An 18252-nucleotide genomic window follows, 5' to 3' on the forward strand; every position below is an offset into this window, starting at 1 on the left:
TGTTAACATATTGAAATTACATGATTGAGTTTTTGTTTTGCGAGTGATGTGCCTTTGAGGTGATGCGTATTGCAACGGCGTATGGGGCAAGCGCCGGCCTGGAGCGGGAACTCGGCGGAAAAATGAAAAGCAGGCTGTTTCAGAATGCAACGGTGGAAAAGGGTACTGATATATATAGTAGAACCGTGGGGTGGAAAACAGATGTGTTCGGCATGATTAAATTGAATTGTTCATTTTTTCTCAAAATATATCATTTTATATTTCAATATATTGGCATTGGTGTTTTTCGTCGGAGAGCCCCGGCTGCTCCTGTTCGGGAGCTCGGTTGGGGGAACGGGCGGCAGGCGTTGCAATGTGCAACCTTAACAGGCTGACGGCGGCGTGATATATAAGAATGATTAGCAAAAGCCGTGGCGGGCGCTCGGATCAGCCGGTCACGTTTCTTTGGATACCGACAGCATGCCGGGAGGCGAAAGAGAATGGGCTGGTTCAATATCAGAAAAGGGACTGCTTCGGACAATGCGCCTCGGGAAGGGGAAGACCTGGAACAGCGGCAGAAACAGGCGCCGCCTCCTGCCGAGCATGAGCTGCTGCGCCACAGGCTGGAGGATGCGGGGCTGCCGGACGAAATCCACGAGGCCGCGCTCGCCGAGTGCGAGAGGATGGCCGGGACCGATCCCTCGTCTCCGGAATACGCCATCGGGTTCAACTATCTCGAATTTCTTCTTTCCCTGCCTTGGAACACCACGACCAAGGATGATCTGGACATCATCCGGGCGGAAAACGTGCTCAATGCGCGACACCATGGCCTGCAGCGGGTCAAGGACCGGATTCTCGAATTCCTGGCGGTGAAGAATCTGCGCGGGAAACACACCCCCACGATCCTGCTGGTGGACGACGAGGCCATTGCCCGCGAGAACCTGACCATTGTTTTCGAGAACGACGGGTATGAGGTCACCGCCGTGGCCAACGGGCTGGAAGCCGTGAAGGCCATGGAGAAAAAGCCCTCGGACGTGGTCGTCTCGGACCTCAAGATGGACGGCATGGACGGGCTGGAACTGCTCAAGGTCTTGCGCAAGCGCTGGCCGGACACCAAGGTCATCATGCTGACCGGGTATGCAACGGTCAAGACGGCCGTGGACGCCATGCGTCAGGGGGCCGACCAGTATCTGGGCAAACCCGTCAACCTGACCAAGCTGCGGGCCCTTGTGCAGGAGATGCTGGAGCAGAGCCTGCGCGCGCAGCAGTTGCACGGTCCGGTGCTTTGTTTCACCGGCCCTCCCGGCACCGGGAAGACCTCCATCGGAAAGGCCATTGCCGAAGCTTTGGGAAGGAAATTCTTTCGACTGTCCCTAGCCGGGCTGCGTGACGAGGCCGAGCTGCGGGGTCACCGGCGGACCTATGTGGGCGCAATGCCCGGGCGGATCCTGCAGGGCATCCAGAAGGCGGGAGCGAGGAACCCCGTCATCATGCTGGATGAAATGGACAAGGCGGTGCAGGATTTCCACGGGGACGCCACGGCCGTGCTGCTCGAACTGCTCGACCCCGAGCAGAACGCCGCTTTTGTCGACCACTACATGGGCTTGCCCTTTGATCTTTCGGGTGCGCTGTTCATCTGCACGGCCAACGCGGTGGAGCGGCTCCCGGCGCCGCTGCGCGACCGTATGGAAGTGATCGAGTTCTCCAGCTACACCCGGCCGGAGAAATTCGAGATCGCCACCCGCTATCTCATACCCGAACAGCTTCGGCAGCACGGGCTTGACGACCGGCTGGTGAGCGTGGAGCCGGACGCGGTGACGGCCATCATCATGCATTATACCCGCGAGGCAGGGCTGCGGGGACTGCGCAAGCAGCTGGCCTCATTGTGCAGGAAGCTGGCCCGGCAGGTGCTTTCGGAAGGAGGCAAGAGCCTGGCGGTGGATGCGGCCATGGCCGAAAGGCTGCTGGGGCCGCCGCCGTACTCTTCGACCTCGGCCCAGACAGAAGCCAAGGTCGGCCTGGCCACCAGCCTGGTCTGGACCGAAAACGGCGGGGAGATCATTTTTGTGGAGACCGCCAGGATGCAGGGCAGCAAACAGCTCATTCTGACGGGGTCCCTGGGCGAGGTGCTTCGGGAATCGGCCCAGACCGCCCTTAGCTTCATCCGCAGCCACGCGGAACATTTCGGCATTGCCCCGGACTTTTTCGAATCCTCGGATATTCACGTGCATATCCCGGCCGGAGCCGTCACCAAGGAAGGCCCGTCCGCCGGGGTGGCCATCACCCTGGCGCTTCTTTCCCTGCTGACCGACAGGCCGGTTCGTCGCGATGTGGCCCTGACCGGGGAGCTTTCCCTGCTGGGGGAAGTCCTGCCCGTGGGCGGCATCCGGGAAAAGCTCATGGCCGCGCAGCTGGCGGGAATCTCCACCGTGATTCTGCCCAAGGGATGCGCTGCGTCCGTGGCTTCCATGGAGGACGAGGTGGTGCAGGACCTTGAGGTGCACCTGGTTTCCACCATGGAGGAGGCTGCGGACATCGCGCTGGAAAACGAAGTTATTCCAGATCGTAACGCTTGATCTTTCGCCAGAGGGAGACCCGGTCTATCCCGAGAATGCGCGCGGCCTGGGTCTTGTTTTCCCCGGATGCGGCCAGCACCTTGCGGATATGGGCCTTTTCCACGTCCTCCAGGGTGGCCAGCGGCGCGTCGGTCTGGGCGTCGCAGACATCCCTGGGCAGCAGGTCCGGCGTGAATGTGGAGCCCTGGCCCAGCGCCAGGGCGCGCTGCACGATGTTTTCCAGCTCACGCACATTGCCCGGGAACGGGTAGCGCATGAGGATGTCCAGGGTGTCCTGTGCGATTGAGGTGATGGTCTGGCTGGGCTGCCTGTGTTTTTCCAGGAAATGGCCGATGAGGATGGGAACGTCCTCCCGGTGCTCCCGCAGCGGGGGAGCCTGGAGGGTGACCACGTTGAGGCGGTAGTAGAGGTCCTGGCGGAAGTCACCCTGTTCCACCAGTTCGCGCAGGTCGCGGTTGGTGGCGGCCACCACCCGGATGTCCACGGGGATTTCCTTTGTCCCGCCCACGCGCAGGAAGGTTCGTTCCTGGAGCACTCGCAGCAGTTTGACCTGCATGTTCAGGGGCAGCTCGCCGATTTCGTCGAAAAAGACCGTGCCGCCGTCCGCGACCTCGAGAATTCCTTTCTGCCCCCGGTTGGCCCCGGTGAAGGCCTCTTTCTCATGGCCGAACAATTCCTTGTCCATGAGTTCGGCCGTGAAGGTCCCACAGTTGATGGCCATGAACCGTTCCTCGGAGCGCTGGCTCAACTGGTGGATGCCCTGGGCCACGAGTTCCTTGCCCGTCCCGGTCTCTCCCTGGATGAGCACGTTGCAGTTCATTTGGGCCAGCTGCCGTACGGTTTTCTTGAGCCGGACAAAGGAGTCGCTCTGGCCCACGAAGGGAAAATCGTTCTTGCCCTGGGCCACGATCTCCCGGAGCCGCAGAACCTCCCTGGAAAGGGCCTGCCGCTCCAGGGCCTTGGTCACCTGGAGGCGCAGCTCTTCGAGGTTGATGGGTTTCTCTATGTAAGAGTGCGCCCCTTTCTGCATGGCCTGCACCGCGTTCTGGACCGAGGCGTGGCCCGTCACCACGATGACCTCGGTGGAAGGGTGCTGGGCCCGGGTGCGCTCCAGCAGGGCGATGCCGTTGACTCCGGGCAGCATCAGGTCGGTGATGACCAGCTCGTAATCCCGTTTCTCGAGTTCCTGCAGTCCTTCTTCGGCGGAGATGACGGCCGTGACGGTGTGGCCCTCGTTGCCCAGTACATGGGTCAGGTTTTCCCGCGCAATGTGCTCGTCTTCCACCACGAGTATGGATGCGGCGCTCATGCCAGGCCCTCCTTCATGAGCGGGATTCGGATGTAGAAGGTCGTTCCCTGTCCCGGCGAGCTCTCGACCCTTATGGTTCCCTGGTGCTTCTCGATGATGCCGTAGACGATGTAAAGCCCGAGGCCCGTTCCCTGGCCCACTTCCTTGGTGGAGAAGAAGGGGTCGAAGATGCGTTGCAGGGTTTCCGGGGACATGCCGTCGCCGGAGTCCGAAACAGAGATGAGCGCGTACCCCTCTTCGGGCGCGGCCTGGATTCGTATGGAGCCCTTCCTTTCCCCGATCGCCTGGATGGCGTTGATGATCAGGTTGATGAAGGCTTCCTGGAGCCGTTGCCTGTCCACGGACAGGGTCAGGGCATCCGGAACGTTCACGTCCAGGGAGATGCGCGGTCCCAGCTGGCTCGAAACCAGGCGGGCCGCTCCCTGGATCACTGCCTGGAGCTTGTTCGGCGTGGGGGCGAAATCCTGGTGCCGGGAAAATTCGAGCAGTCCCTTGACGATGTCCCGGGCACGGATGGTTTCCTGGATGATGTTGTCCATCATCTTGTCCGAGAACTCGTCCTTGCCCGCAGTGGCCTCCTCCAGGATCTGCGCGGACGTGGAAATGTTGTTCAGGGGGTTGTTCAACTGGTGGGCTATGCCGGAGGCCAGGGTGCCTATGGAGGAGAGCTTCTGGGCCTGCACGAGCTGGGTCTGGCGTTTCTTCAGCTCATCGACCATGGAGTTCAGGGCCACGAATACCTGCTGGATCTCGTCGTGGGCGTTGCGGATGGGCAGGGGCACGAAGGTCCCCTGGGCGATCTGGCGTGTGGCTTCCTGTACCTGCCGCAGGGGGCCGAGGATGCTTTTGGAAACAAAGATGACCAGGGCGAAAACCACCAGGGCGATGACGCCCATGGAGACGATCAGGGTCATGCGGAGCTTCTGGTTGATGCCCAGGATACTTTCCCGCTCGAACTCGGCGATGGCGCGGGAGTGCTCCACCAGCCTTTGGCCTGTTTCACGCAGTTCTCGGGCGGCGGCATGGTCTTCGGCTATTTTCCCCTGCCGGAACACTTCGTCTATCTGCGTCAGCAGCGCGCCGTAATGGCTGAGTCCCTGTTGCAGCTTGAGGCCGTGTTCCCTGCCGAGCGGTTGCCCCAGTTCTCCGGAAAGCGCGTCCAGAGCGGTCAGGGCCTTTTCCAGGTCGGCCCTGCCCTGGGAAAAAAACGCGGTGTCCTTGTACAGGAAAAAGTTTTTCTCTTCCCGCCGTATCTCCAGGATCAGGTTGCGCAGGTCGTCCGCGTGCTCCACAAGCACCACTTCCTGCTGCAACCGGTTGATGTTGGAAAGGGAGAGCAGGGCGATGCCGCCAAAGGCGAGCGTGAAGATGACTATTCCGAGAATGATGGTTTGTCTGAGATTCGGTCTGACCATGCCGGGTTCCTTGTCGCAGTTTATTCAAGGCATTCAAGCCTATGCCCCGGGCCGGGAAAACGCAAGGCCTGGGCCGGGATGCCCGGGGAGCGCTTCGGGAAGGCGGATGGAACGGATTGGGCGGCAGGGACGTCCACTGATCGAAGGGCAAAAGAAAAGGCTGAGGTGAAAACCTCAGCCTTTTTACTTTCATGGTGCCGAAGAGAAGACTCGAACTTCCACGGGGGAACCCCCACTAGACCCTGAACCTAGCGTGTCTACCAATTCCACCACTTCGGCATTCAGGAGAGGGCTTTATATATTTCACCCTCGCGCTTTGCAAGTTTTTTTTTCAGGTTAACACCCACAATCGCCATCTTTTTTTCGTTCGTCCATGGGAATATACGGACGGCGGCGTTCGCCCAGGTAGATCTGGCGCGGGCGGTGGATCTTTTCAACGCCGCTGCGCCAGGCCTCGTACCAGTGGGCGATCCAGCCGGGCATGCGGCCGATGGCGAACATGACCGGGAACATGGCCACCGGGATGTTCAAGGCGCGCAGGATGATGCCCGAGTAGAAGTCCACGTTGGGGTAGAGCTTGCGCGAGGTGAAGTATTCGTCGGCCATGGCGGTTTCCGCAAGTTCCAGTGCGATCTCCAGCAGTTCGTCCTGGGTTCCCTTGGTTTCCAGCAGGTCGTAGGCAGCCTTGCGCAGCAGCTTGGCGCGCGGGTCGAAGCTTTTGTAGACCCTGTGGCCGAAGCCCATGAGCCGGATTTCCTTGCGCTTGGCGCGTTCTATGTAGCTTTTCACGTCGCCGCCGCCCGAGCGGATGTCTTCCAGCATGTTGAGCACCGCCGAGTTGGCCCCGCCGTGCAGGCGGCCCCACAGGGCGCAGATGCCCGCCGAAACTGAAGCGAACAGGTTGGCCTGGGTGGATTGGACCATGCGTACCGTGGAGCAGGAGCAGTTTTGCTCGTGGTCGGCGTGGAGCATGAAGAACAGGCTGAGGGCCCGGGTTTCCTCCGGCGTCGGCACATACTCGCGGTAGGGCTCCGAGAACATCATGTGCAGGAAGTTCTGGCAGTAGGTCAGTTCCGGGTTGGGGTACATGAACGGCAGGCCCTGCGACTTGCGGTAGGCCCAGGCCGCGATTGTGCGCACCTTGCTGATGACCTTGGCCGCGGCGCGGTAGAATTCGTCCTCTGTTTCGATCTCCAGCAGGTCCGGGTGGTAGCAGCCCATGGCGTTGACCACTGCGGAGAGAATGGCCATGGGGTGCCCGTTGGAGGGGAAGCCCTCGAAGTGGTGGCGCAGGTCCTCGTGCAGCAGTTCGTTGTCCGTGAGCTGCTGGCGGAATTCCTGGCGTTCCTCGCGGGTGGGCAGCTTGCCGAAGATGAGCAGCCAGGCCGTTTCGATGAAGGAGCCGTTGTGCTCGGCAATGTCTTCTATGGGATAGCCCCGGTAGTGGAGCGCGCCTTCCTCGCCGTTGACAAAGGTGATGGCGCTGGCGCAGGAGCCGGTGTTGGCGTAGCCCGGGTCGTAGGTGATATGGCCGGTTTCCCTTCGCAGGTTGGTGATGTCGATGGCGTGTTCGTCTTCGGAACCGACGATGACCGGCAATTCAAAGGTGGTGCCGTCCAGGATCAGGTAGGCGCTTTTGGTGGTCACTTCTTTGTGTTCCTTGAGCATGGTTTCTCCTCACGATGGCAATACGGTTGCGGACAAGTGTCCGGCGGGCACACTATACGAATAGGTGGTTATGCTGGCCCTTCGAGTTGGGGTGAACCGCAAGTTAATAAATCAACGCCCGGAATCGGGCCTCTCTGCAATGAAGAAAGAGTGTCTGGGTGTGATGCTGCAGACAGATATAGCAGATGTTCGAAAAAAGTCCAGAGTGAATTATGAATAATGACGATATTGTAAAAATAGTCATTTTGTGGTCTGGAATTATTCCGCAGGTGTGATTGTATGTTGCGAAAATGCCATTTGGGAGAGCTGGCAGTGCAATAAATGGTATGAAAAAGGTCTTTAGTGTATATTTTGCAGATGGCAAAGCGCAAAAAAGTTGGGTGGTGGTTGCGTTTTTGGGTCGGTTGGTCGTATGAGGGGGGCATGCCGGGGAATACGGAAACATCATGCGTGAGAATGTAGTAAAATATAATAAATCAAGTTTTATCGATGGGTTGGAGTTGCTTTCGTGCTCTGATCTCACGTTCTCCATGCCTGCCCATACCCACGATTGCTACGTGTTTTGGGTCAATGGCGCTGGTGGCGAAAATGTGAATATTGGCGGAAACAGTGCTGTCTTGCAGCCGGACAGCTTCGGCTCTGTGGCTCCGGGGGATGTTCATTCGAATCATGGTCTCGGTGAACGCCGCCGGTTGCTCAGCTTCTACGTTCCCGAGGAGATTCTTCAGGATGTGGCCCGGCAGATGGGTTGCCGCGGCGAGTCCCCATCGGCCTTTTGCAGCACGCTGCATACGGACGGGGGCGCGTACCAAACCCTGCAGATTCTGCATGGGGTTCTCTCGCGGGACGCGGAATGTTCGTACGAATTGTTTCTGCGCGTCTTTTCCATGCTGTTACGGCGGCATGGCGTGTTGCGCCGGGGCGAGGCAAGGAGAGCCCCGGCCCCGGAAAAGGTCCGCAGGGCCATGGGGCTGATGCGGGAGGATCTTTCCGCACCGCTGGCGCTCGATTCCCTGGCCGGGGAGTGCGGCTGCACCCCCTATCACCTGATCCGGCTCTTTCGCCGCGAGATAGGCTTCACGCCGCATGCCTGGCTCATGGACGCCCGAGTTTCCCTCGCGCAGCGGCTGCTCCGGGCGGGTGTTGCCCCCTGCGAGGTCGCTCTTTCCTCCGGTTTCGCGGACCAAAGCCATCTCAATCGCCGGTTCAAGGCCCGCTTCGGAATCACGCCGGGCATGTACCGGCGGCAGGTTTGCGCCCGCTGAAGGTCAATTCCATCCAAGACCGCGTTTGCCTTTCCGGGTAGAGATACGGGACAACAAACAGGAGGATTGGATGAAAACCATTTCATGGCACGATTTCGAAGGCGTGGAATTGCGGGTCGGGACGGTCGTCAGGGTGGAGGCGTTCCCTGAGGCCCGCAATCCGGCCTACAAGATATGGATCGATTTTGGCGCGAAAATCGGCGAGCGCAGGTCCAGCGCACAGGTGACTCATCTATATGATATGGACGGACTGGTGGGCAGACAGGTGGTGGCCGTGGTCAACTTTCCGCCCAAGCAGATCGGGCCGTTCATGTCCGAGTGTCTTGTCACCGGCTTTCACGGCGACGGCGGGGTGGTGCTGGCCGTGCCCGAGCGTCCTGTGCCCAACGGTGCAAAGCTCTGCTAGGAGATGCCTCCGGCAGTCAAAGGGGGGGGGCTTTGGAATCCCGGTCTGCCTTTGGCGTGTTGTGCAGAATTTAAAAGCGGCTCCAGGTGGAGCCGCTTTTGTTTTATCCCAATCCCAGGCCAGGTTCCATTATCTGGCCGGTAAGGTCTGTTTCGTAGCCGCCCAGGGCGTCTATTTTCTCCTTGATTCCGTAGCTGGTGATCAGCTCCAGCAGGGTCTGGATGCGCGGGTCGTCCATGTATTCCGAAGGAATGATCAGGTCGTAGCGCTCATGGGCCAGGGGGACGAAATCCAGGTCCAGGGCCTTGGCCGCCGCATGGATGCCCAGGCCGCAGGAGGCCGCGCCGGTAAGCACGTTTACGGCCACGGCCATGTGCGTGAATTCCTCCTGGTCGTATCCCTGCACCTCGCGCGGATTGATGCCCGCCGCCTTGAGGTGGTGGTCCAGCAGGATGCGCGTGCCCGCGCCGCGCTGGCGGTTGATGAAGCGCACGTCCTTGCGGGCCAGGTCTTCCACGCCCTTGATGTTCAGGGGGTTGCCCTTGGCCACCATGAGCCCCTGGTGGCGGATGGCCAGGTTTATGACCGTCACGTCCAGGCCGCGCAGATATTTCCGGATGAACGGGAAGTTGAAGTCCCCGGTTTCCGGGTCGAACAGGTGGCAGCCCGCAAACAGCGCGGAGCCGGCCTTGAGCGCATTGAGTCCGCCCATGCTGCCCACATGGCTGGAGACCAGCCGCAGCGGGTTTTCCAGGCCCATGAGTTCGTTGGCCAGCATGTCGATGGTGTTGTCGTGGCTGCCCACGTGCACCAGCACGCTGTCGAGCTGTTCCTCGGGCACCAGCAGTTCGGCCCGGATGGTTTCGTTCTGCTCGATGCCTTCGCGAACCGCAGGAATGGTGCTCACGGCCTGCGCCTTGGTCATGGTGGTCAGCAGGCCCGCGCCGCGCCCCAGGGGGGTGGCCACGATGCGCTGGCCCACGCGCCCCATGGCCAGGCGCAACACTTCGGCCATGCCCGGACGGGACGGGGTTTTCTTGGTCAGCACCGCGTCCACCACGGTGCGTTTGGCCGGGGGCTTGCGCTCCATCCAGGAGGCGAGAGGGGCCAGCAGCTCGTCAAAGCAGACCACGGCGCTCACCGGATATCCCGGCGCGCCCACCAGCAGGCGGCCCGGATGCCCCGAGCGCTCGTCGGTCACGGCCAGGAGCGACGGCTTGCCGGGCATGACCGCGATGCCGTGCACCAGCACCGTGCCGAGCTCCTCGAAGACGGCCTTGGTGAAATCCTTGCTCCCGGCGGAGGACCCCGCGCCGATGACCACCATGTGCTGGTCGTTGTCCAGGGCGTTCCTGACGGCCTGGGCGAGCGCTTCCTTGCGGTCGGGGACCGTGGGCAGGGTGGTCACGTCGATGCCCCATCCCTCGGCCATGCATTTGAAAACCTGGGAGTTGGACTCGATGACCTGTCCGGGTTTCGGAGTGGGGCGGTCCGTGAAATCCAGCACTTCGTCGCCCGTGGGGATGAATGTCGCCCGGACCTGTCCCCAGACCTTCAGTTCATAAATGCCCGCCGAGAGCAACGCGCCGATGTCGTAGGCCGACAGGGGCGTGTTCTGGGGAATGAGCAGCTCCGTGGCCACGATGTCCTCGCCGATGCGGCGCACGTGCTGCCAGGGAGCTGCCGGCGCCTCGACGGACACGGTGTCGTCGTCCTGGCGCACCACGTTTTCTATCATGATCACGGCGTTGCGGTCCTCGGGCAGCGGGTTGCCGGTGTTCACGTCCTCGAAGTCCGCGCCGCGCCTGAGCGAGAGCGGCCGGTCCTCCCGGGCCGTGAACGTGCTTTCCGCCTTCACTGCAATGCCGTCCATGGCCGCCGAGTGGTAGGTGGGCGAGGAACAGCGGGCAAAGACCGGCTCCGCCGTGACCCGGCCGCAGGCCTGGTGCGCGGCAATGGTTTCGGCCTGGAGCAGGCTGTCCCGGTCCAGGGCCGTCATGGCGGCGGCCACTGCCTCCCGGGGCGGGACCATGTTCAGGTAGATGTTGCGTTTGGACATGATCGGTCCCCGGCTAGATTTGGAATTCGCCGTCCCTGTAGATGACGAGGTCGGTTCCGTCCTTGAGGCGAGCGGTTACGGTCTTGGGCTCGGTGTTGACCAGGTCCCAGTGCAGGGCCGAATCGTTGAAGCCCAGCGTTTCCTTCTTGTCCTTGTCCAGGGAAGTCTGGTCGCCCGCATAGGTGTCGGCATAGGAAGCTCCCACGGCCACGTGGCAGTTGCCGTGTTCGCCGCCGAAGTTCTCGTCGAACAGGGTGTTGGCCATGAACTTGTCGATGCGCGAGAATCGGCGGTCCGTGAGCGAGAATTCGCCCAGGCGTGCGGCTCCCTCGTCCATTGCCAGCTGCTTGGCGACGAATTCCCCGCCTTCCCTGGCCTCGGACTTGACCGCGACCCCGTTTTTGAATTCCAGGCGCACGCCTTCCACGTAGTTTCCGGAGCGGAACGAGGGCTGGTCCGCATAGTAGACGCCCTCGGTGCCCCGCCAGTCCGGTGAAAGGAAGATCTCGAAACTGGGGATGTTGTGGCCGGAAACGCCGAGCCAGCGGCGGTCCTTGCCGGGATCGACCTTGAGGTCCGTGTGCTCGCTGGTCAGGTGCAGGTACTCGATGTCCAGCCCGTTGAGCCAGGTTTTGACCTTCTCGGCCTCGTTGAAAATGCTTTTCCAGTGCTCGTAGGGCTGGTCCTCGTCCAGGAAGCAGGCCTTGACCAGCTGGTCCCTGAATTCATCCATGGTCAGGTTGGCGGCGTCCGCATAGGCCTTGGTGGGGTAGACGCACAGGGTCCAGCCGAACTCTCCCGCGATCTCGCGTTTTTCCATGATGTCGCGCAGGGGCTTGCGGGCCACGGCGGTCTTGCCGATCTTCGCCGGGTCGATGTCCTTGAGATGGGTCAGGGAAGAGGGCGCAATGAGCCGGATGAGCCCGTTGAGATTTTCCGTGAGCTCTTTTTCGCCCGGGGCCAGCGCGGTGATCTGGGCGTCGTTGCCCTTGCCGTAGAAGTCCACTTCCATACTCGTGGTCTGGGCAAGGCGCATGACCGGGTTGAGCCCCTTTTCCATGAGCAGGGCAAAGATGGATTCGGCCAGGGGCAGGGCTTCCAGGTCGTAGCTGACCAGAACCCAGTCGCCCGCCGCGAACGGCTTGGTACGCGCGGTTTCCAGGCCCCACCACATGGTCTGGGCGTATTTATCCAGTTCCTGTTTGCTGAACATAGTGTATATCCTGTCTTTTTTCTGGTTGAAGACTGCGTGAAAAAAGTAATGTAGTCGACTCGGGGCGCAAGTACAACCGCATTGCACCCGGCGAGAATATGGCTCCTTTCGGTTGAACTTGAAACTCACGCCTTGACACGTTGTTTACCTGGATATATTGGCAATCGGAGCCCGGCGGAGAAGCTTGGGCGAGGAACTGTTTGTAGTTGCGCTGCACGGTCCAGAGTGCTAAATGATGGCCGAGCAGTTGACCGGCTCTGACGGGCCGGTGGAAATAATCAAATCTGGAGGAAACAATGGGCTACAGAATTAACCTGGATGTCGACAAGTGCACCGGCGACGGCGAATGTGTGGACGTTTGTCCGGTCGAAGTTTACGAACTGCAGGACGGTAAGGCCGTTGTCGTGAACGAGGAAGAATGTCTCGGTTGCGAATCCTGCGTTGAAGTTTGTGAGCAGGACGCCATCACGATCGAAGAAGATTAATTCGATTCTGCATGCGTGTACGGGAGCGGGCAATCGCTTCCGTGCACGTTTTTCATCTCCCCATCGACCGTGCGTGCGGCACAGGCCGTCTTGTCCGCCCCCTTGGGCGGTTTTTTTTAGTTTAAGTGTTCCTCTCTTTGATCATGAATGGCTTTTTCATGGTTGACGCAGGGGCAGGAAGACTTAACTAGAGTGTCACCAGACAGGCCCGCCCACGGCAGCCAGGCGGAGGCGGAGGCAAGGAGTTAAGGAATGGCATTGGATTTCAGCAAGTATTTCGATCGATATGAAGAGCTGGTCGCCGAGGTGGATAATTTGTTTGTCCGGTTCGAAAAGGATTTTCCCGACCAGGTAAAATGTGAAAAGGGCTGTTGCGACTGTTGTTATGCGCTCTTCGACCTTTCTCTGGTGGAAGCGCTGTATATCAATCATCATTTTCGCGAACAGTTCAGCGGCAGGGACAAGAACGCCGTCATGGAGGCCGCCGACCAGGCCGACCGGCAGATATTCAAGCTCAAGCGCAAGCTGTTTAAGGCCAGCAAGGAAGGCAAGGGCGCCCATGAGATCATGAGCGAAGTGGCCCGCGCCCGGGTGCGTTGTCCCATGCTGGGCGAGGGAGACTTGTGCCGCATGTACGACAGGCGTCCGCTCACCTGCCGTCTCTACGGCGTGCCCACGGCCATTGCCGGAAAGGGGCACACCTGCGCCAAGTCCGGGTTCGTGGCCGGGGAAAAGTATCCCACCGTGAGCATGGATGCGCTGCATGACCGTTTGCTGGCCATCAGCCAGGAACTGGCCGACGACATCCAGTCCCGGTACAAGCAGCTTGGCGATGTGCTCATGCCGCTGTCCACCGCCGTGCTCAATATCTTCAACGATGAATATCTGGGTATCCGTGACGCCGAGCCCAAGGAACAAGCCGCGAAACCGGCCGCACCCAAGCCCGTGGAACCCAAGGCTCCGGAGGCCGCTCCCGTGTCCGAGGCCTGCGCTTCCTGTACCGAGGACAAGTCCAAGTGCCAGACCTGCGCGGAAAAATCCTTTTCCATCGTGCTGGGCGGACCGGACAAAGACGGAGAATAGCCCATGGATAGTAAAAATCCTTCCCAGGAAGACTTCGAGGCCCAAAAGAAAGTCATCTATGAAAAGATGTCCGCCCGCAGACGCAAGTTTGTGGACCGCATGGGCTACGAGAATTGGGACCCGTTCGCCAAGCCGTTCGATCCCATCGATATCCGCACCGACGCCACCGGGCATACCGCGCATCAGCTGACGCACCTGTTCATGGCATCCATGGAAAAGCAGCCCAATCAGGAATATCTGGACGCCATCAACGAGTTCAACGTCATGCTGGTCATGAACTTTGAAAAGGTGCGCCCCCTGTACGACTATTGCCTTTGGTACGAAAAATACTGCAAGTCCAAAGGAATAACCCCTTAGAGGATACATCATGGAACAGAAATTCGACAATCTCGACGACTACATTGCCGACCTGAAGTCCAAGCTGGACGCCAACCCCGGCTGCGCAAACACCATGTACAACCTGGGTGTGGCGTATCTTTCCAAGCGGGAGTTCATGGAGGCGGAGCGCTATTTCCTGGCCGCCGTGTCCGAGTCCCCGAAGATGGCCGAAGCCTACGTGCAGCTGGGCGGCATCGCCCTGCAGCGTGATGACCTCACCGGGTGTCTGAATTACAATATCCAGGCCTCCAAGGAACGCCCGTTCTTTGCCGTTCCCTGGGGCAACATCGGTTTTGCGCAGCTTCAGCTGGGCGAAACGGAAAAGGCCATGCAGTCCCTGAAGCGGGCCCTCAAGTACGACCCCAATTTCGTTCAGGCGCTTTCCACCCTGGGCAGCTGCTACATTGCAGTGGGCGATTACGAGGAAGCGGAAAAGGCCTTGCTGAAGGTGGTTGACCTGCAGCCGCATTTTGGCCCGGCCTGGAATAACCTGGCCATTGTCGCCGCCCACGGAAACGAGTGGAGCAAGGCCGACGAATACGCCAAGAAGGCGCAGGAAAGCCGTTTCGACGTTCCCGAGGATCTGCTCAAGGAGATTCGGGAAAACCTGTAGCGCCGCCAGGCGGTGGAAGGAGTCGCCATGTCGCGTTTCCGCCGTGTGAAGCAGGAGGTCCGCGAGATTCTCGCGGACCCGGACTGGAAGGCTCGTTTGCCCGAGCTGGAGCAATGGGACCCGGGGAAGCTGGTTGCTCCGCTTTTTTCCCTGCGCCTGGACCGGGACGAGAACGTGCGCTGGCGCACGGTGGTCGCCTTCGGGCTTACCGGGCGGCGGCTGGCGGACGCGGGCATGGAGAAGGCCCGCGTGCTCATGCGCACCTTCATGTGGCACATGAACGAGGAGTCCGGGAACCTCGGCTGGGGCATCCCTGAAGCCATGGCCGAAGTCATGGTCCATCAGGAAACCCTGGCCAGGGAGTTCAGCTCCATCCTCGCCTCCTATATCTATTGTGATGAGGCCTGCGACGGGAATTATCTCGACCATCCCGACCTGCGGCGCGGGGTGTTCTGGGGGCTGGGCAGGCTGGCCCAGGTCCGCCCGGAACTGGTTTCCCATGCCGAGCGATTCCTGGTTGCGGCCCTGGATGACGGGGACGCCTGCAACCGGGGGCTTTCCGCCTGGGTGCTGGGCATCCTGGGGGCCGGAACCGCAGTAAGCCGCTTGAAGAGAATGGTGGACGATACGGCCGTGTTCACGGTTTTCCGCAACGATCGTCTGGAGGAATCCACCGTGGGCGACATGGCCCGCGAGGCGCTCCAGGCCATGGGGAATGCGGAAAAATGAAAAATATAAAAAAGTGTTGGATTGTTGCTTGACAATGAGGCGGGGTTCACATAGAAATTCTCCTCGCCGCAACGAAGCGGCCCATACAGGCGCGTAGCTCAGGGGGAGAGCACTTGCTTGACACGCAAGGGGTCAGCAGTTCAAATCTGCTCGTGCCTACCAGAAAATCCCCGAAGGGAGGCCTAGCGCCTCCCTTCTTTCGTTTAGAACGTTTAACGCCTCGCTAGGAGTAAGTGCCATGCAGATTGAAGTGGCTGGTAAGCAGGTTGAAGTCGCGGAAGGCGCGTCCTGCGCCGAAGCGCTCAAGGAAGGGCTGTCCAAGAAGCAGTTCAAGAAAGTCGTCGTCGCCAAGTGCGGCGGAACCACCCTCGACCTGAACACTACCATTCCCGCCACCTGCACCACTCTGGAGCCGGTTTTCGACGATTCCCCCGAGGGGCTCGACGTGATCCGGCACTCCACCGCGCACCTCATGGCCGAGGCGGTCAAGAAGCTTTTTCCCTCCGCCAAGGTGACCATCGGCCCGTCCGTGGAAAACGGTTTTTACTATGACTTCGACTTCGAGCGTCCGTTTACGCCCGAGGACCTGGAAGCCATTGAAAAGGAAATGCAGCGTTCCGTGGGCGCGGACCAGGAGTTCTCCTGCCGCAAGGTGAGCGCCGACGAAGCCCGGAAGTTCTTTGCCGACATGGGCGAGGACTACAAGCTGGAGCTCATCGACGACCTGGGTGAAGAGGAATACAGCATTTATCGGCACGGTGACTTCGCGGACCTGTGTCGCGGCCCGCACGTGGCCCGCACCGGCATGCTCAAGGCCTTCAAGCTGCTGAACGTTGCCGGCGCGTACTGGCGCGGCGACGAGAAGAACAAGCAGCTTCAGCGCATCTACGGGACCGCCTGGCAGGACCCCAAGGCGCTCAAGAAGCACCTGGATTACCTTGAGGAAGCCAAGAAGCGCGACCACCGCAAGCTGGGCACCCAGCTCGACCTGTTCAGCTTCCAGGAACAGGGCGGGGCGGGCATGGCCTATTGGCACCCCAAGGGGGCGCTGGTGCGCACCATCCTCGAGGACTTCGTCACCAAGGAACAGCTCAAGCGCGGGTACCAGCTCGTTCGCGGCCCGCAGATCCTCAAGCGCGACCTCTGGGAAACCTCCGGTCACTACGACAACTACCGTGAAAACATGTATTTCACGGAGATCGACGAGCAGGCGTACGGCGTCAAGCCCATGAACTGCCTGGCTCATATGCTTATCTACAACCGCAAGCTCATGAGCTACCGTGAACTGCCTCAGCGCTATTTCGAGCTGGGCATGGTACACCGCCATGAGAAGTCGGGCGTGCTGCACGGCCTGCTGCGCGTGCGCTGCTTCACCCAGGACGATGCCCACATCATCTGCCGCCCGGACCAGCTCCAGGACGAGATCAAGGGCGTGGTCAAATGGGTGCAGGACCTCATGGGCCTTTTCGACTTCACCTATTCCATGGAACTGTCCACCCGCCCGGAAAAGTCCATTGGATCGGACGAGGACTGGGAACGCGCCACCAAGGCGCTGTCCGAGGCCATGGACGACCTGGGCCTGCCCTACGAGATCAACGAGGGCGACGGCGCCTTCTATGGTCCCAAGATCGACGTCAAGGTGCGCGACTGCCTGGGACGCGAGTGGCAATGTTCAACGATTCAGGTCGATTTCACCTTGCCCGACAGGTTTGATTTGAGTTACATCGGCGAGGACGGCGAACGCCACCGCCCGGTCATGGTGCACCGCGCCATCATGGGGTCGGTGGAGCGTTTCCTCGGAATTTTGATTGAGCATTACGCAGGCGCCTTCCCGGTCTGGTTCGCTCCGGTTCAGGCCAGAATCCTGACCGTTACCGACTCCCAGCGGGATTTTGCAGAAAAAGTCTTGCAATTTTTCCAAGAAAAGGGCATCCGCGTCGAAGCAGATCTTCGAAATGAGAAACTGGGCTACAAGGTCCGGGAGGCTCAGGTCGAGAAGATCCCGTATATGCTTGTAATCGGAGACAAGGAAGTGGAGTCAGAAAGCGTCAACGTCCGCGTGAGGGGCGGGGACGACGCTGGCTTGCTGTCGCTGGAGGAGGCCGCCGAGCTTATCTTGGCAGCCGCGAAGGAACCTTTCAAACGCGGAGGAATGAGCTATAGCTTTTCGACGACATGACCGTAACCGCGGCCGGCGCGATGACGGCGTCCGACGCAACGAGCGGATCAGAGTTCCCAAGGTGAGGGTGGTTGACGAGAACGGGGAGCAGCTGGGTGTCTTGGATACCCGCAGGGCCCTGGAACTTGCAATGGAGAAAGGTCTCGACCTTGTTGAGGTGGCCGCAAACGCGGATCCGCCCGTATGCAAGATCATGGATTTCGGGAAATTCAAGTATCAGCAGAAAAAGAAGCTCCAGGAAGCCAAGAAGAAGCAGACCGTCATCCAGATCAAGGAAGTCAAGTTCCGCCCCAAGACGGACGACCACGATTACCAGACTAAGCTCAAGCACATCTGCCGCTTCCTTGAGGGAGGCGACCGCTGCAAGGTGACTGTTTTCTTCCGGGGACGTGAAATCGTCCACAAGGATCGCGGGCTCATGGTTCTGGAAAGGGTTGTGGAAGACACCAAGGACATTGCCAAGATGGAAAGCCGTCCGGCGTCCGAAGGTCGCACCATGACCATGATGCTTGCCCCGGTGAAGAAGGCCCAGGCCCCCAAAGCGAAGCCCGCAGAGCAGGCCGAGACTGAAGAGTAATATTTCGTCCGGGTTTTCCGGATAGAACTTGAGGAGGATATATGCCCAAGATCAAGACCAGAAGGTGCGCCGCCAAGCGTTTCGTGGCCACCGGTAGCGGCAAGTTCAAGCGCCGCAGGAAAAACCTCAGGCACATTCTGACCAAGAAGAATGCCAAAAGGAAACGTCGTCTGGGCCAGTCCACTACCGTGGACAAGACCAACGAAAAGGCCGTGCGCCGCATGCTGCCGTACGCCTAGGTTGAAGACGACACTGATTTAACCCTTTAACAATCCACTCCGCCCTGCCGGGAGTTCACGCTCATCCGGAGGGTACTAA

General features: G+C 60.1%; 16 protein-coding genes and 2 tRNA genes. 12 read left to right on the forward strand and 6 right to left on the reverse strand.

From position 1 onward, the window contains the following. Positions 1–479: 479 nt before the first annotated feature. Positions 480–2555 (forward strand): S16 family serine protease, encoded by a 2076-nt coding sequence (locus FGL65_RS09440; RefSeq protein ID WP_147820964.1) that lies wholly within the window; start codon positions 480–482, stop codon positions 2553–2555. On the opposite strand, the gene FGL65_RS09445 is transcribed toward FGL65_RS09440, so the two are convergent. The 4 genes from FGL65_RS09445 to FGL65_RS09460 all read right to left on the reverse strand — a co-directional run bounded on the left by FGL65_RS09445 (position 2533) and on the right by FGL65_RS09460 (position 6947). After that, on the reverse strand, positions 2533–3864 hold the full coding sequence (locus FGL65_RS09445) for a sigma-54-dependent transcriptional regulator (protein ID WP_147820965.1): 1332 nt from the start codon (positions 3862–3864) through the stop codon (positions 2533–2535). The two genes, FGL65_RS09440 and FGL65_RS09445, sit on opposite strands and share 23 nt — an antisense overlap. Further along, complete coding sequence (locus FGL65_RS09450; protein WP_147820966.1) at positions 3861–5279, reverse strand: sensor histidine kinase; 1419 nt, start codon at positions 5277–5279, stop codon at positions 3861–3863. Before FGL65_RS09450 ends, FGL65_RS09445 begins: the two co-directional genes overlap by 4 nt. A 192-nt stretch (positions 5280–5471) precedes the next feature. After that, positions 5472–5558 (reverse strand) — tRNA-Leu (locus FGL65_RS09455). A gap of 57 nt (positions 5559–5615) precedes the next feature. After that, a complete protein-coding gene (locus FGL65_RS09460) occupies positions 5616–6947 on the reverse strand; it encodes a citrate synthase (protein ID WP_147820967.1) in 1332 nt (443 codons plus the stop codon). A 530-nt stretch (positions 6948–7477) separates the two neighbouring features. Between FGL65_RS09460 and FGL65_RS09465 the strand changes: the two genes are divergently transcribed. Both FGL65_RS09465 and FGL65_RS09470 read left to right on the forward strand, forming a co-directional pair. Continuing rightward, positions 7478–8212, forward strand: a complete 735-nt coding sequence (locus FGL65_RS09465; protein ID WP_348981237.1) for a helix-turn-helix domain-containing protein — start codon at positions 7478–7480, stop codon at positions 8210–8212. A gap of 70 nt (positions 8213–8282) precedes the next feature. Next, complete coding sequence (locus tag FGL65_RS09470; protein ID WP_147820969.1) at positions 8283–8618, forward strand: tRNA-binding protein; 336 nt, start codon at positions 8283–8285, stop codon at positions 8616–8618. Between the two features lie 103 nt (positions 8619–8721). Here the strand turns inward: FGL65_RS09470 and FGL65_RS09475 are convergent, their stop codons facing one another. Next, positions 8722–10677 (reverse strand): molybdopterin biosynthesis protein, encoded by a 1956-nt coding sequence (locus FGL65_RS09475; RefSeq protein WP_147820970.1) that lies wholly within the window; start codon positions 10675–10677, stop codon positions 8722–8724. 13 nt (positions 10678–10690) lie between these two features. Then, complete coding sequence (locus tag FGL65_RS09480) at positions 10691–11890, reverse strand: aminopeptidase (RefSeq protein ID WP_147820971.1); 1200 nt, start codon at positions 11888–11890, stop codon at positions 10691–10693. Positions 11891–12186: 296 nt separating this feature from the next. Here FGL65_RS09480 and FGL65_RS09485 point away from each other — a divergent pair, with 296 nt between their 5' ends. The 9 genes from FGL65_RS09485 to rpmI all read left to right on the forward strand — a co-directional run bounded on the left by FGL65_RS09485 (position 12187) and on the right by rpmI (position 18173). Continuing rightward, a complete protein-coding gene (locus FGL65_RS09485) occupies positions 12187–12375 on the forward strand; it encodes a ferredoxin (protein WP_147820972.1) in 189 nt (62 codons plus the stop codon). A gap of 252 nt (positions 12376–12627) precedes the next feature. Next, entirely contained in the window at positions 12628–13458 is an 831-nt protein-coding gene (locus FGL65_RS09490) for a YkgJ family cysteine cluster protein (RefSeq protein WP_147820973.1), read from the forward strand. A gap of 3 nt (positions 13459–13461) precedes the next feature. Then, on the forward strand, positions 13462–13815 hold the full coding sequence (locus tag FGL65_RS09495; RefSeq protein ID WP_147820974.1) for a hypothetical protein: 354 nt from the start codon (positions 13462–13464) through the stop codon (positions 13813–13815). 10 nt (positions 13816–13825) lie between these two features. Continuing rightward, a complete protein-coding gene (locus FGL65_RS09500; protein WP_147820975.1) occupies positions 13826–14449 on the forward strand; it encodes a tetratricopeptide repeat protein in 624 nt (207 codons plus the stop codon). Positions 14450–14476: 27 nt separating this feature from the next. Beyond that, positions 14477–15178: a DVU0298 family protein gene (locus FGL65_RS09505; RefSeq protein WP_147820976.1), complete on the forward strand. Its 702-nt coding sequence runs from the start codon at positions 14477–14479 to the stop codon at positions 15176–15178. Between the two features lie 87 nt (positions 15179–15265). Further along, positions 15266–15340, forward strand: a tRNA-Val gene (locus FGL65_RS09510). Between the two features lie 76 nt (positions 15341–15416). Next, the gene (thrS, locus tag FGL65_RS09515) at positions 15417–17357 is read left to right on the forward strand and encodes a threonine--tRNA ligase (RefSeq protein WP_147820977.1); all 1941 of its coding nucleotides are present in this window, start codon (positions 15417–15419) and stop codon (positions 17355–17357) included. Further along, entirely contained in the window at positions 17338–17934 is a 597-nt protein-coding gene (gene infC, locus FGL65_RS09520; protein WP_147820978.1) for a translation initiation factor IF-3, read from the forward strand. The genes thrS and infC overlap by 20 nt, the downstream gene beginning before the upstream one ends. 41 nt (positions 17935–17975) lie before the next feature. After that, positions 17976–18173 (forward strand): 50S ribosomal protein L35, encoded by a 198-nt coding sequence (rpmI, locus tag FGL65_RS09525; protein ID WP_147820979.1) that lies wholly within the window; start codon positions 17976–17978, stop codon positions 18171–18173. Positions 18174–18252: the final 79 nt, after the last annotated feature.

Source organism: Salidesulfovibrio onnuriiensis, assembly GCF_008001235.1.
Taxonomy (GTDB): domain Bacteria; phylum Desulfobacterota; class Desulfovibrionia; order Desulfovibrionales; family Desulfovibrionaceae; genus Pseudodesulfovibrio; species Pseudodesulfovibrio onnuriiensis.

Bases quoted from the DNA above. Each gene is read 5' to 3' on its own strand.
- FGL65_RS09440 (WP_147820964.1), top strand. From the start codon at position 480: ATGGGCTGGTTCAATATCAGAAAAGGGACTGCTTCGGACAATGCGCCT.
- FGL65_RS09445 (WP_147820965.1), bottom strand. From the start codon at position 3,864: ATGAGCGCCGCATCCATACTCGTGGTGGAAGACGAGCACATTGCGCGG.
- FGL65_RS09450 (WP_147820966.1), bottom strand. From the start codon at position 5,279: ATGGTCAGACCGAATCTCAGACAAACCATCATTCTCGGAATAGTCATC.
- FGL65_RS09460 (WP_147820967.1), bottom strand. From the start codon at position 6,947: ATGCTCAAGGAACACAAAGAAGTGACCACCAAAAGCGCCTACCTGATC.
- FGL65_RS09465 (WP_348981237.1), top strand. From the start codon at position 7,478: ATGCCTGCCCATACCCACGATTGCTACGTGTTTTGGGTCAATGGCGCT.
- FGL65_RS09470 (WP_147820969.1), top strand. From the start codon at position 8,283: ATGAAAACCATTTCATGGCACGATTTCGAAGGCGTGGAATTGCGGGTC.
- FGL65_RS09475 (WP_147820970.1), bottom strand. From the start codon at position 10,677: ATGTCCAAACGCAACATCTACCTGAACATGGTCCCGCCCCGGGAGGCA.
- FGL65_RS09480 (WP_147820971.1), bottom strand. From the start codon at position 11,890: ATGTTCAGCAAACAGGAACTGGATAAATACGCCCAGACCATGTGGTGG.
- FGL65_RS09485 (WP_147820972.1), top strand. From the start codon at position 12,187: ATGGGCTACAGAATTAACCTGGATGTCGACAAGTGCACCGGCGACGGC.
- FGL65_RS09490 (WP_147820973.1), top strand. From the start codon at position 12,628: ATGGCATTGGATTTCAGCAAGTATTTCGATCGATATGAAGAGCTGGTC.
- FGL65_RS09495 (WP_147820974.1), top strand. From the start codon at position 13,462: ATGGATAGTAAAAATCCTTCCCAGGAAGACTTCGAGGCCCAAAAGAAA.
- FGL65_RS09500 (WP_147820975.1), top strand. From the start codon at position 13,826: ATGGAACAGAAATTCGACAATCTCGACGACTACATTGCCGACCTGAAG.
- FGL65_RS09505 (WP_147820976.1), top strand. From the start codon at position 14,477: ATGTCGCGTTTCCGCCGTGTGAAGCAGGAGGTCCGCGAGATTCTCGCG.
- thrS (WP_147820977.1), top strand. From the start codon at position 15,417: ATGCAGATTGAAGTGGCTGGTAAGCAGGTTGAAGTCGCGGAAGGCGCG.
- rpmI (WP_147820979.1), top strand. From the start codon at position 17,976: ATGCCCAAGATCAAGACCAGAAGGTGCGCCGCCAAGCGTTTCGTGGCC.